The organism is Pseudomonas gozinkensis (assembly GCF_014863585.1).
Lineage (GTDB): Bacteria > Pseudomonadota > Gammaproteobacteria > Pseudomonadales > Pseudomonadaceae > Aquipseudomonas > Aquipseudomonas gozinkensis.
In genome coordinates this window covers 5,957,282-5,970,002 of record NZ_CP062253.1, presented here as the reverse complement: position 1 = coordinate 5,970,002, position 12,721 = coordinate 5,957,282, and the positions used below count along the sequence as shown (strand labels likewise).

Below are 12,721 nucleotides of genomic sequence, written 5' to 3'. Positions count from 1 at the left end.
ATCAGGCTCCCTGCATGGTTTTGGCAGCCACCTTAATGCGGGTCGATGACGCTTTCGTTGCAGCGCTCTTTAGAGCGGTGTTCCGAGCAGCACATTGGACGGGGAAAACTGCACCTGCACCGGTTGCTCGACCGTCAGGCCACGGGTGCGCAAGTCCAGCGGTTCGGCCAGCGCACACAGGGTCTGGCCGTTGGGCAGGGCGATGCGCACTTCGCTCGGGCCGTCCTCGGCGTCGAGAATCGCCTCGATCCGACCGCTCAAAAGGTTGTGGCCGACGGCAGGCGTGGCCTCTGGCGCGAGCAGTTCGAGCCAGCCGGCCTTGATCAGCGCCACCACTTCAGTGCCCGGTTGCAGCTCCAGATGCACGGTGCTGTCGTGGGTGATCTGCGCGTCGATCGACAGGCCTTCGGCCAGTTCGAGGCGGATGAGGTCGTTGCGGCCCTGGCCTTCGATCAGCACGACTTTGCCGTGCAGCTGATTGCGCGCGCTGGTTCTGAGCATCAGCCGACCGAGCAGGTCCAGATCGCTGGCGTCCTCGGCCGCTTCCAGCACCTGGGCCTGCAAGGCTTGCAGCTTTTGATACAGGCGCAGCACCCGTTCGCCTTCGCTCGACAGTTTGGCGCCACCGCCGCCCTTGCCGCCGACCGCGCGCTCGACCAGAGGCTTTTGCGCGAGGTTGTTCAGCTCATCGATGGCATCCCACGCCGCCTTGTAACTCAGGCCGGCGCTCTTCGCGGCGCGGGTGATCGAACCCTGTTCGGCGATGTGTTGCAGCAAGGCAATGCGCTGCGGGCGGCGGACGATGTGCTGGGACAACAGGGAGGGCAGGGACATGGCGGACGCTTTGTGCTGAAGGGTTGAGGGAGGACGTTGGCGGCTCGAGGCGTATCCGTCAAGCCGCGTCGCCGGGTTTTGGCGTGCGGGCCAGGCAGTACACATCCACCCGCGCGGCGCCGGCGTCTATCAGCAAACGGGCCAGCGCCTGGGCGGTGGCGCCGGTGGTCAGCACGTCGTCGACCAGGGCCAGGTGCCGGCCTTGCACCTGGGCATCGGGGCTCAAGGCGAAGGCGTGACGCAGATTGCGTTTACGGGCCTTGGCGTCGAGTGATTGCTGGGCGTCGGTATCCTGCACGCGCAAAAGGCTGTGTTCCTCGCAAGGCAGGTCGAGTGACTTGCCCAGCCACTGCGCCAGCATCGCCGCTTGATTGAAGCCGCGCTGGCGCAGGCGTTTCGGAGCAAGTGGAACCGGCAGCAGGGCGTCCGGGCGAGGCAGGTCTTCTTCGAAGCGATGTTGCAGGAACTCGCCGAGAACGTCGGCGAGCAAGTGGCCAAGCGGCCATTTGGCGTTGTGCTTGAAACGGGTGATCAATGTGTCCACCGGAAAGCCATAAACCCATGGCACGGCCACCTGTTCAAAGGCTGGCGGATCCTGCAGGCAGCCACCACAGGTAAGCCCGGCAGCGGGCAAGGGCAGGGCGCACGTCAGGCATTGATCGCCCAGCCACGGCAGATCGGTTTCACAGGCGGTGCAGATCGGGATTTGCGCGTCTGCAGGTTCATCGCACAGCAAGCAGTTTTGTTTGTTTTTTAACCAGATGTAAACCGGTCTTTCGCAGAGTGGTTGACAGCGCATTTCTCTTCCTTAAATATGCCGAACATCCGTGTCGTGCCTGTGGGTATTCCGTTTCCCCAGGCGCCAGCCAAGCATAACCAAGGAAACGCCCATGAGCGCCAGCACCACTGCCACCCTGCGTCACGACTGGACTTTGGCCGAAGTCAAAGCACTCTTCGTTCAGCCATTCAACGACTTGCTGTTCCAGGCGCAAACGGTGCACCGCGCGCATTTCGACGCCAACCGCGTCCAGGTGTCCACCCTGCTGTCGATCAAGACCGGCGCCTGCCCGGAAGACTGCAAATACTGTCCGCAGTCCGGTCACTACAACACCGGTCTGGAAAAAGAAAAGCTGATGGAAGTGCAGAAAGTCCTCGAAGAGGCTGCCCGCGCCAAGGCCATCGGTTCGACCCGTTTCTGCATGGGGGCGGCGTGGAAGCACCCGTCGGCCAAGGACATGCCTTACGTGTTGAAGATGGTCGAAGGCGTGAAGGCCATGGGCCTGGAAACCTGCATGACCCTCGGTCGCCTCGATCAGGACCAGACCCAAGCACTGGCCAAGGCCGGGCTCGACTACTACAACCACAACCTCGACACCTCGCCGGAGTTCTACGGCAGCATCATCACTACCCGTACCTACAGCGAGCGTCTGCAGACCCTGGCCTACGTGCGTGAGTCGGGGATGAAGATTTGCTCCGGCGGCATCCTCGGTATGGGCGAGTCCCTTGATGACCGCGCCAACCTGCTGATTCAACTGGCCAACCTGCCGGAGCATCCGGAATCTGTGCCGATCAACATGCTGGTGAAAGTTGCCGGCACGCCGTTGGAGAACGCTGACGACGTCGATCCGTTCGACTTCATCCGCATGCTCGCCGTGGCGCGGATCCTGATGCCGCAATCCCACGTGCGCCTGTCCGCCGGCCGCGAAGCGATGAACGAGCAGATGCAGGCCCTGGCGTTCTTCGCCGGCGCCAACTCGATCTTCTACGGCGACAAACTGCTGACCACCGCCAACCCGCAGGCCGACAAGGACATGCAACTGTTCGCACGTCTGGGCATTCAGCCGGAAGCCCGCGAAGAACATGCCGACGAAGTGCATCAGGCCGCCATCGAGCAGGCGCTGGTGGAGCAGAAGAGCAGCGAGCAGTTCTACAACGCGGCGGTGTAAAAACCTGCGCGGATTCCTCTGAAGGAATGCAAACCCCTGTGGGAGCGAGCTTGCTCGCGAAAGCGGTGCTTCAGTCGACATTGATGTCGGATGTGAATGCCTCTTCGCGAGCAAGCTCGCTCCCACAAGGGATCTGTGTCACTTGAATGTCGAGGCTTGCATGTCTTTCGATCTCGCCGCACGCCTTGCTGCCCGTCGTGCCGAAAATCTCTATCGCCAGCGCCCATTGCTTGAAAGCCCGCAAGGGCCAGAAGTGGTGGTCGACGGTCAGCCGTTGCTGGCGTTCTGCAACAACGATTACCTGGGCCTGGCCAATCATCCGCAAGTGATCGAAGCCTGGCGCGCCGGTGCTTCGAAGTGGGGCGTCGGCGGCGGTGCTTCGCATCTGGTGATCGGCCACAGCGGCCCGCATCACGAATTGGAAGAAGCTCTGGCTGACCTCACCGGGCGGCCCCGCGCGCTGCTGTTCACCACCGGTTACATGGCCAACCTCGGCGCGGTCACCGCACTGGTCGGGCAGGGCGATACGGTGCTGGAAGACCGGCTCAATCATGCGTCTTTGCTGGATGCCGGATTGTTGTCCGGCGCGCGCTTCAATCGTTATCTGCACAACGACGCCGACAGCCTCGCCAAGCGTCTGGAGAAAGCCACCGGCAATACGCTGGTAGTCACTGACGGCGTGTTCAGCATGGACGGCGACCTCGCCGATCTGCCGGCGCTGGCCCGGGAAACCAAAGCGAAAGGCGCCTGGCTGATGGTCGACGACGCCCACGGTTTCGGCCCGCTGGGGGCAAACGGTGGCGGGATCGTCGAGCATTTCGGTTTGAGCCAGGAAGACGTGCCGGTGCTGGTCGGCACGCTCGGCAAAGCGTTCGGCACGGCGGGCGCGTTCGTCGCCGGCAGTGAAGAGCTGATCGAAAGCCTGATCCAGTTCGCCCGGCCGTACATCTACACCACCAGCCAACCGCCGGCGCTGGCCTGCGCGACGTTGAAAAGTCTGGAACTGCTGCGCAGCGAACACTGGCGTCGCGAGCATCTACAGACGCTGATCCGCCAGTTCCGCCACGGCGCCGAACAGATCGGCCTTGAGTTGATGGACAGCTTCACGCCGATCCAGCCGATCATGATTGGCGATGCCGGTCGCGCCGTGCGGTTGTCGCAGATGCTGCGCGAGCGTGGGCTGATGGTCACTGCGATCCGCCCACCGACCGTGCCTGCCGGCAGCGCGCGGTTGCGGGTGACGCTGACCGCCGCCCACAGCGAGGCACAGGTGCAGCTATTGTTAGAAGGACTGGCCGATTGCTTTGCGCAACTCAAGTCGGAGCCAAGCCATGCGTGATCGCCTGATTCTGCTACCGGGTTGGGGCCTCGGGGTTTCTCCGCTGGAACCGTTGGCGGCTGCGCTGCGTGGGCTCGACGAACACCTGACGGTGGAAATCGAACCACTGCCGGAGCTGGAATCCAGCGATCCTGCGGACTGGCTCGACGAACTCGATGAGCGCATCCCCCAGGACGTCTGGCTGGGTGGCTGGTCGCTGGGCGGCATGCTGGCCTCAGAGCTGGCGGCGCGGCGTGGTGAACATTGCTGCGGCTTGCTGACGCTGGCGAGCAATCCTTCTTTTGTTGCCCATGACCAGTGGCCGAGCGCGATGCCGGGGGAAACCTTCGATGCATTTCTGGCCGGTTGCAGCGCTGACCCGCGTCAGATCCTCAAACGTTTTTCGTTGCTGTGCGCTCAGGGTGCGCAAGATTCTCGCGGTTTGTCGCGGCTGTTGCTTGGCGGCGCGCCGAACACTTCACCGGTGGCGTTGATGGCGGGTCTGGAGTTGTTGGCGCAGATCGATACACGCAATGCCTTGCAGGTGTTTCGAGGCCCGCAATTGCATCTGTTTGGCGGTCTGGACGGGCTGGTGCCGGCGGAAGCCGCGGGCGAGTTGTTCGCCTTGCTGGCGGATGTCGAGGTCGGGCTGATCGAGCAGGCCAGCCATGCGTTTCTTCTGGAAGACCCCCACGGTGTGGCGGGTGCGATCCAGGCGTTTTTAAGTGAGTGCGGTGATGACTGATTTGTCTCTTGCTGCGCTACCCGGCGGCTTGCCTGACAAGCGCCAGGTCGCGGCTTCTTTTTCTCGCGCAGCCGCCAGCTACGACAGCGTCGCCGAGTTGCAGCGTGATGTCGGCACGCAGTTGCTGAATCGTCTGCCGGTGGATTTTCGGCCGGCACGCTGGCTGGACCTGGGCTGCGGCACCGGGTATTTCACTCGGGCACTGGCCGAGCGGTTTGGTGAGGGGCTGGCGCTGGATATCGCTGAAGGCATGCTTAATCACGCGCGGCCGTTGGGTGGGGCCATGCACTTTATAGCTGGCGATGCCGAACGTTTGCCGTTGCAGGATTCGACCTGCGATCTGATCTTCTCCAGCCTCGCCGTGCAGTGGTGCGCGGACTTCGAAGCGGTGCTCGGCGAAGCGTTTCGGGTGCTGAAACCGGGGGGGATTTTCGCGTTTGCTAGTCTTTGTGTAGGGACGCTGTATGAATTGCGCGACAGCTGGCGTCAGGTCGATGGCCTGGTGCACGTCAACCGCTTCCGCGAGTTCGCCCGCTACGAGCAAATGTGCGCGACCAGTGGTTGGCGTACGGTCAGTCTGGAGAATCGGCCGCATGTCCTGCATTACCCGGATGTGCGCAGCCTGACCCACGAACTCAAGGCCTTGGGCGCGCATAACCTGAACCCTGGCCGGCCGGGTGGTTTGACCGGGCGGGCGCGGATTCTGGGGCTGGTCGAAGCCTATGAGCAGTTCCGTCAGCCGCAGGGCTTGCCGGCGACTTATCAGGTGGTCTACGCCGTGTTGGAGAAACCCTTATGAGCGCAGCCTATTTCATCACCGGAACCGACACTGACGTCGGCAAGACCACCGTCGCCGCCGGGTTGCTGCACGCTGCGCGGTCGGCGGGGCTGAGTACGGCGGCGGGCAAACCGGTGGCGTCCGGTTGTGTGGTGACGCCCAGAGGTTTGCGCAATTCCGATGCGCTGGCGTTGCAGGCCGAATGCTCGTTGCCGTTGACTTATCAACAGGTCAATCCGGTGGCGTTCGAGCCGGCGATCGCGCCGCATCTTGCGGCACGAGAGGCAGGTGTGGCGCTGACCGTGCAATCGTTGCTGGCACCGATGCGCGAGATTCTGGCCATGAACGCCGACTTCACGCTGATTGAAGGGGCGGGTGGCTGGCGGGTGCCGTTGGCGGATCAGGACAATCTGTCGGACCTGGCCATTGCGCTGAAGCTGCCGGTGATTCTGGTGGTCGGTGTGCGTCTGGGTTGTATCAGCCATGCACTGCTGACGGCCGAGGCGATTGCCCGGGACGGGCTGCAACTGGCGGGATGGGTGGCGAACATCATTGATCCGAAGACGTCGCGGCTGGAGGAAAACCTGGCGACACTGGCCGAGCGTATTCCGGCGCCTTGCCTGGGGCGGGTGCCAAAACTCAAGGCCGTCAGCGCCGAAGCGGTCGCCGATCACTTGCAACTGGATCTGCTCGACTGATTTTGGCTATGACAAGGCACTGTGCCATTAGTGTTTTTGACGGGTGTTTTTCTGACGCCTCTGGTTCAATGGCACCCATTGATCCTTCCCAAGGATGAGAGCTCCCATGGAAATCTCCGGAAACACAGCTTTTTATGCAGGTCTGAGCACCATTCAGACCGGGCAGAACCGCGTTGATCAGGCCGCCAGCCAGATCGCCAGCAGCACCATCGAGCGTTCGGTCACCAGCCAGTCTTCGGAAGTGCAGGTCGATCGTCTGCGTTCCGTGGATCGCGCCCAGCAATCGGACCTGGCGAGCAACATGGTCGAGATGGCCCAAGGCAAGTTTCAGGCGGAGCTGGGCGTGAAAGTCGCCAAGGCTTCCGATGAAATGCTCGGTACGATCATCGATACCTTCGCCTGATTTTTTGATCTGCGCTTTGCCAGACGCCGCGACTGTTCGCGGCGTTTTTCGTTGTAAGTCCTTCTCCCTCAACTAATCTTTTTTCAGTGCACATGGCTCGGTCGGGCGCATGTCGCGCTGCTGTGTCCGGCGTTCGGAAAATGCGATGACGAACGGCAAAAGATCGACGCTTGACAAGATTTCGGCGTAAACGTATGTTTCAAACAACTGTTTGACCGTCACAACAAATCAATGCGGTCGTTCATTCCCGGTTACATCAGCAGAGGTTTATCGCTATGCCTGACTACAAGGCCCCCTTGCGTGATATTCGCTTCGTTCGTGACGAACTGCTCGGCTACGAAGCGCACTATCAGAGCCTTCCAGCGTGCGCAGACGCAACGCCGGACATGGTTGACGCCATTCTCGAAGAGGGCGCCAAGTTTTGTGAGCAGGTGCTGGCACCGCTGAACCGCGTGGGTGACACCGAAGGCTGCACCTGGAGCGAGTCCGGCGTGAAAACCCCGACTGGCTTCAAAGAAGCCTACAAGCAATTCGTGGAAGGCGGCTGGCCGAGCCTGGCCCATGACGTCGAGCACGGCGGTCAGGGTCTGCCTGAGTCGCTGGGTCTGGCTGTCAGCGAGATGGTCGGCGAAGCCAACTGGTCGTGGGGCATGTACCCGGGCCTGTCGCACGGCGCGATGAACACCATCTCCGAGCACGGCACCCCAGAGCAGCAAGAAGCCTATCTGACCAAACTGGTCTCCGGCGAATGGACCGGCACCATGTGCCTGACCGAGCCGCACTGCGGCACTGACCTGGGCATGCTGCGCACCAAGGCCGAACCTCAGGCCGACGGCTCCTACAAAGTTTCCGGCACCAAGATCTTCATCTCGGCCGGTGAGCACGACATGGCCGACAACATCGTCCACATCGTACTGGCCCGCCTGCCTGATGCACCGGCCGGCACCAAAGGCATCTCGCTGTTCATCGTTCCCAAGTTCATGCCGAATGCCGATGGCACTGTTGGCGCTCGCAACGCGGTGAGCTGCGGTTCGCTGGAACACAAGATGGGCATTCACGGCAACGCGACCTGCGTGATGAACTTCGACGGCGCGACCGGTTTCCTGATCGGCCCGGCGAACAAGGGTCTGAACTGCATGTTCACCTTCATGAACACCGCACGTCTGGGCACCGCGCTGCAAGGTCTGGCCCACGCCGAAATCGGCTTCCAGGGCGGCCTGAAATACGCTCGCGATCGCCTGCAAATGCGTTCCCTGACTGGCCCGAAAGCGCCGGACAAAGCCGCTGACCCGATCATCGTTCACCCAGACGTACGCCGCATGCTGTTGACCATGAAGGCATTCGCCGAAGGCAACCGTGCGATGGTGTACTTCACCGCCAAACAGGTCGACATCGTCAAATACGGCGTGGACGAAGAAGAGAAGAAGAAAGCCGACGCACTGCTGGCCTTCATGACTCCGATCGCCAAAGCGTTCATGACCGAAGTCGGTTTCGAATCCGCCAACCACGGCGTGCAGATCTACGGCGGCCACGGCTTCATCGCCGAGTGGGGCATGGAGCAGAACGTTCGCGACAGCCGCATCTCGATGCTGTACGAAGGCACCACCGGCATCCAGGCACTCGACCTGCTGGGCCGTAAAGTGCTGATGACTCAAGGCGAGGCTCTGAAAGGCTTCACCAAGATCGTCCACAAGTTCTGCCAGAACAACGAAGGCAACGAAGCCGTCAAAGAATTCGTCGCACCGTTGGCAGCACTGAACAAAGAGTGGGGCGAGCTGACCATGAAGGTCGGTATGGCCGCCATGAAAGATCGCGAAGAAGTCGGCGCGGCCTCCGTGGACTACCTGATGTACTCCGGTTACGCCTGCCTGGCCTACTTCTGGGCCGACATGGCGCGTCTAGCTGCCGAAAAACTGGCTGCCGGCACCACCGACGAGGCGTTCTACACCGCCAAGCTGCAAACCGCGCGCTTCTACTTCCAGCGCATCCTGCCGCGTACCCGTACGCACGTGGCCACCATGCTGTCGGGTGCCAACAACCTGATGGACATGAAAGAAGAAGACTTCGCACTGGGCTACTAAGCCTTAACGCAGTCCTTCCAAAAACCGCTGCTCCTTCGGGGGCAGCGGTTTTTTTGTGCCCGGATTTCCCCAATCCCGGGGCTGATTCCCCAGCATTGATGAAGTCGCTGATCAGCCGAACCCCTGCGCTTATTGATTCAAAATGTTTCCAGAAGAGTGGCCAATTAATTGCACTGCCCGATTTACCGGTGCTAACCAGAACTGCCTGCTCAAAGAAGCAAGACGCCCGGCACTTAACAACCACAGTCAGGGTGAAGCCTATGAACATCAGTCGACTCGCTCGTTTGACCTTCTGGTTACCCATCGCGCTGTCAGTCCACAGCGCATGGGCCGCCGCCCCCCCCGAGGTCGATCCCCCGGTGCCGGAAGTCCCTTCGCTGCAATCGTTGCGCGGGATGGTGCCCCCCGATCCGTCCGGGACCGAAGGCGGACGCAAGGTCGACCTGATGACCGACTACGTGCTCAATCGCCAGGCCGCGATCCTGCTGGGCAAGGCGCTGTTCTGGGACATGGAGATCGGCAGCGACGGCTCCACGGCCTGCGCTTCGTGCCACTACCACGCCGGCGTCGACCACCGCATCACCAACCAGCTCAACCCCGGCCAGGCGCACACCAACGCCAACGTCGCGTCGATCTTCAACAAACCGTTTGTGGCGTCGGACATTCCCGGTGACGTGGCGTCCTACGCGACGTTGTCCGGCGGCAAGGGCGGCCCGAACTACACGCTGAAGAAAACCGACTTCCCGACCCACGTGCTGAGCAATCCTCTGGAGCGCAACTCGCCCATCGTGTACTCGACGGACGACGTGGTCGGCTCGCAAGGCGTGTTCGACGCCAACTTCGTCAAACCCAATCAGCCGCGTTTCGACAAATGCACTCAGCAACCGGACGGTCTGTTTCAGGTCGGCGGCATCAACGTTCGCCGCAGCACCGGTCGCAATGCGCCTTCGGTGATCAACGCCGCGTTCAACGTGCGCAACTTCTGGGACGGCCGGGCCAACAACGTGTTCAACGGCTTCTCGCCATTCGGCAATCGCGACCCGGATGCCGGGATCTACGTGACCAGCGAACGCAGCACGGTCGCAACCAAGGTCCGGCTGGCGCTCAACGATGCTTCTGCCGCTTCGCAAGCCGTCGGCCCGCCCGGCAGCCCTGTGGAAATGTCCTGCGGTGGCCGTACCTTTGCCGACATCGGCCGGCGGATGCTCGACACGCTGATGCTCAAGCAGCAACGGATTTCGTCTACCGACTCGGTGCTGGCCCCAGTATCCGGCGCACGGCGTCCGACCTATCGCGAACTGATCAAGAACGCCTTCCAGCCCCGGCTGTGGAACGCCACGCAAAACGTTCTGGTGGGCGGTGCGCCGTATACGCAGATGGAGGCCAACTTCCCGCTGTTCTTTGGTCTGGCGATCCAGATGTATGAGGCCACGCTGGTGTCCGATCAGGCGCCGATCGATGCCTACCTGCAGGGCGATCACACCGCGATGAACGCGCAACAGGTCGAAGGCATGAACCTGTTTCTCGGCAAAGGCAAATGCGTCAATTGCCACGGCGGGCCGGAGCTGACCAACGCCGCCAGTCGCCTGCTGATGCATCCGCGCGAACGCATCGAACGGATGGTGATGGCCGACAACCTGACCACCCTTTACGACAACGGTTTTTACAACACCGGTGTACGCCCGACTTCGGAAGACCTCGCCCTCGGCGGCGCGGATGCGTGGGGCAATCCATGGTCGTTCACCCGGCAGTACAACAGCGTGTTGCAGGGTGGCCGTTCGGTGGATCCGCTGGACGTCGATGTCTGCACGTTCGAGGCGCCGTTGAGCGCAGCGATTCCGTGCGATGCCTCGCTCAAGCCGAATGTCGGTTTCCGCGACTCGGTCGACGGCGCATTCAAGACTCCGACCCTGCGCAACATTGCCCTGACCGGGCCGTACTTCCACAACGGCAGCCGCTCGACGCTCAAACAGGTGATGGAGTTCTACAACCGTGGCGGTGACCGGCGCGGGGAAGACGCCAATAACACCAGCGGTTTCGAGCATCCGTCGGTGAACCAGCACAACACTTCCAACCTCGACCCGGACATGACGGCGCTGAACCTGACGCCTGACGAAATCGACGCCGTGGTGAAATTCATGGAAGTCGGCCTGACCGATCCGCGCGTGGCGTGGGAGCGCGCACCGTTCGACCATCCGTCGCTGGTGATTCCGCAGGGCCACATTGGCGACGAGAATGCCGTGACCCAGCGTCCGGCCAGTCCGAAAGTCACGACCCGTCAGGCGATGGATGCATCGCTCAATCTCAAGCCTTACGGTGCTGAAGGCCGGCCGGCGGCAGAGGGGCCATTGCAGCCGTTCTACAACGATCTCTGAGCAGAAACGCACACCATGGCCATCAAGAATGATGGCCATGGTGGCCGTCCAGCGGTCATTCCACAAAAAACCTTACTGAATTACTCAGCAACCGCCGATTTCGGCCGTTAAAGAGACAGCCTGTGATCTGGATCACATTGTGTGTGCTTAACTGGCCATATTGCAGGCACAATGCCATCTCTTTGCCATGACGGGTCGGAGCTTTTCCCCTTGCCGCGTTCTTCCGCTGTACGTTTCAGTCATTTCCTGCCTTCACTGCTGTTGTTGCTCGCGGGGTTGGCGGCTGCGTACGTCAAAGACCTCAACGTGTTCTTCACCTCGCTGTTCAACGTGTTGCCTACCCTGGTGTTGCTGTTGGGCGGTTCGTACTGTGCGGTTTACCGACGCCAGCGCGAGCTGTTTCTGATGGTCACGGTGTACATCGCCTACTTCCTGCTCGACACCCAGACCGACTATTACCGCGACAACGGCAAGGTGCGCGAAGACGCGGCCGTCGTCTTTCATCTGGTCTGTCTGCTGTTGCCGCTGTTGTTCGGGCTGTTCGCCGCGTGGCAGGAGCGCACGCACCTGTTTCAGGACATGGTCGCGCGCTTCGCCGTGCTGCTGGCCTTTGGCAGCGTGGCGCTGGGGCTTGAGCAAAGTTACCCGCAGGCGTTGCTGATGTGGCTTTCCGAGATCCGCTGGCCGGCGCTGCACGGCGCGTGGATGAGCCTGATCCAGTTGTCGTATCCGGTGTTCATCTCGGCGTTTCTGCTGCTGGCCTGGCAATACTGGCGCAACCCGCGTCCGCTGCACGCGGCGCAACTGGTGGGGTTGCTCGGGGTGTTCTGGATGCTGCCGAAAACCTTCATCCTGCCGTTCACCCTGAACATCATGTGCAGCCAGGTCATGCTAATGATTGCTGCAGCGGTAGCGCATGAGGCTTATCAAATGGCCTTCCGCGACGAACTCACCGGCCTGCCGGGCCGCCGCGCACTCAACGAGCGCATGCAGCGTCTGGGGCGCAACTATGTGCTGGCGATGAGCGACGTCGATCACTTCAAGAAATTCAACGACACCCACGGCCACGACGTCGGTGACCAGGTCCTGCGACTGGTCGCCAGCAAACTGTCCAAAATCAGCGGCGGCGGTAGGGCGTATCGCTATGGTGGCGAGGAATTCGCCCTGGTGTTTGCGGGCAAGACCCTCGAAGAGTGCATGCCGCACCTGGAAGTCATTCGCGAGTCGATTGCGTCCTACAACATTCAGCTGCGAAATCAGGAAAGTCGCCCGCAGGATGATCAGCAGGGCCGTCAGCGTCGCTCGGGTTCGGGCGCGTCCAGCGTGTCGGTCACGGTCAGCATCGGCGTGGCCGAACGCCTGGAACAGCGCACTCCCGAAGAAGTGCTGAAATCCGCCGACCAGGCGCTCTACAGCGCCAAGGGCGCAGGGCGAAACTGTGTGATGGCATTCGGGCAGAATCGCCGTGGCGCGGTGCGCATGGACAGCGCCGCAGGTTGAGTGATGACGGCGCATTCAGCGTCTGGACAGTGATTGTGGGGCA

Annotated in this window: 11 protein-coding genes; 9 read left to right on the top strand and 2 right to left on the bottom strand. The window is 61.7% G+C overall.

Annotated features, from left to right (window positions below; translation table 11 throughout):
• Nucleotides 1–69: 69 nt before the first annotated feature.
• Together IHQ43_RS26685 and IHQ43_RS26680 are read right to left on the bottom strand one after the other, a co-directional pair.
• Nucleotides 70–834, bottom strand: coding sequence for a TOBE domain-containing protein (locus IHQ43_RS26685; RefSeq protein WP_115079425.1), 765 nt, complete (start codon nt 832–834; stop codon nt 70–72).
• Nucleotides 835–892: 58 nt separating this feature from the next.
• On the bottom strand, nt 893–1,633 hold the full coding sequence (locus IHQ43_RS26680; RefSeq protein ID WP_192562639.1) for a ComF family protein: 741 nt from the start codon (nt 1,631–1,633) through the stop codon (nt 893–895).
• 91 nt (nt 1,634–1,724) lie between these two features.
• Here IHQ43_RS26680 and bioB point away from each other — a divergent pair, with 91 nt between their 5' ends.
• The 9 genes from bioB (at nt 1,725) to IHQ43_RS26635 (ending at nt 12,678) form a co-directional block, all read left to right on the top strand.
• The gene (gene bioB, locus IHQ43_RS26675; protein ID WP_192562638.1) at nt 1,725–2,780 is read left to right on the top strand and encodes a biotin synthase BioB; all 1,056 of its coding nucleotides are present in this window, start codon (nt 1,725–1,727) and stop codon (nt 2,778–2,780) included.
• A 160-nt stretch (nt 2,781–2,940) separates the two neighbouring features.
• Nucleotides 2,941–4,119: an 8-amino-7-oxononanoate synthase gene (gene bioF / locus IHQ43_RS26670; protein ID WP_192562637.1), complete on the top strand. Its 1,179-nt coding sequence runs from the start codon at nt 2,941–2,943 to the stop codon at nt 4,117–4,119.
• On the top strand, nt 4,112–4,843 hold the full coding sequence (locus tag IHQ43_RS26665) for an alpha/beta fold hydrolase (protein ID WP_192562636.1): 732 nt from the start codon (nt 4,112–4,114) through the stop codon (nt 4,841–4,843). The genes bioF and IHQ43_RS26665 overlap by 8 nt, the downstream gene beginning before the upstream one ends.
• The gene (gene bioC, locus IHQ43_RS26660; RefSeq protein WP_192562635.1) at nt 4,836–5,642 is read left to right on the top strand and encodes a malonyl-ACP O-methyltransferase BioC; all 807 of its coding nucleotides are present in this window, start codon (nt 4,836–4,838) and stop codon (nt 5,640–5,642) included. The genes IHQ43_RS26665 and bioC overlap by 8 nt, the downstream gene beginning before the upstream one ends.
• Entirely contained in the window at nt 5,639–6,319 is a 681-nt protein-coding gene (bioD, locus tag IHQ43_RS26655) for a dethiobiotin synthase (RefSeq protein ID WP_007959854.1), read from the top strand. The genes bioC and bioD overlap by 4 nt, the downstream gene beginning before the upstream one ends.
• 106 nt (nt 6,320–6,425) lie before the next feature.
• Nucleotides 6,426–6,722, top strand: coding sequence for a hypothetical protein (locus IHQ43_RS26650; RefSeq protein WP_007959856.1), 297 nt, complete (start codon nt 6,426–6,428; stop codon nt 6,720–6,722).
• Between the two features lie 275 nt (nt 6,723–6,997).
• On the top strand, nt 6,998–8,803 hold the full coding sequence (locus IHQ43_RS26645; protein WP_192562634.1) for a phenylacyl-CoA dehydrogenase: 1,806 nt from the start codon (nt 6,998–7,000) through the stop codon (nt 8,801–8,803).
• 260 nt (nt 8,804–9,063) lie between these two features.
• Nucleotides 9,064–11,178, top strand: coding sequence for a cytochrome-c peroxidase (locus tag IHQ43_RS26640; protein WP_192562633.1), 2,115 nt, complete (start codon nt 9,064–9,066; stop codon nt 11,176–11,178).
• Nucleotides 11,179–11,388: 210 nt separating this feature from the next.
• Nucleotides 11,389–12,678 carry a GGDEF domain-containing protein gene (locus tag IHQ43_RS26635; RefSeq protein WP_064380305.1) on the top strand — a complete coding sequence of 430 codons (1,290 nt, stop codon included), beginning with the start codon at nt 11,389–11,391 and terminating at the stop codon, nt 12,676–12,678.
• Nucleotides 12,679–12,721: the final 43 nt, after the last annotated feature.

Excerpts from the sequence above, each read along its gene's own strand:
- IHQ43_RS26685 (WP_115079425.1), bottom strand. The coding sequence starts at position 834 with ATGTCCCTGCCCTCCCTGTTGTCCCAGCACATCGTCCGCCGCCCGCAG.
- IHQ43_RS26680 (WP_192562639.1), bottom strand. The coding sequence starts at position 1,633 with ATGCGCTGTCAACCACTCTGCGAAAGACCGGTTTACATCTGGTTAAAA.
- bioB (WP_192562638.1), top strand. The coding sequence starts at position 1,725 with ATGAGCGCCAGCACCACTGCCACCCTGCGTCACGACTGGACTTTGGCC.
- bioF (WP_192562637.1), top strand. The coding sequence starts at position 2,941 with ATGTCTTTCGATCTCGCCGCACGCCTTGCTGCCCGTCGTGCCGAAAAT.
- IHQ43_RS26665 (WP_192562636.1), top strand. The coding sequence starts at position 4,112 with ATGCGTGATCGCCTGATTCTGCTACCGGGTTGGGGCCTCGGGGTTTCT.
- bioC (WP_192562635.1), top strand. The coding sequence starts at position 4,836 with ATGACTGATTTGTCTCTTGCTGCGCTACCCGGCGGCTTGCCTGACAAG.
- bioD (WP_007959854.1), top strand. The coding sequence starts at position 5,639 with ATGAGCGCAGCCTATTTCATCACCGGAACCGACACTGACGTCGGCAAG.
- IHQ43_RS26650 (WP_007959856.1), top strand. The coding sequence starts at position 6,426 with ATGGAAATCTCCGGAAACACAGCTTTTTATGCAGGTCTGAGCACCATT.
- IHQ43_RS26645 (WP_192562634.1), top strand. The coding sequence starts at position 6,998 with ATGCCTGACTACAAGGCCCCCTTGCGTGATATTCGCTTCGTTCGTGAC.
- IHQ43_RS26640 (WP_192562633.1), top strand. The coding sequence starts at position 9,064 with ATGAACATCAGTCGACTCGCTCGTTTGACCTTCTGGTTACCCATCGCG.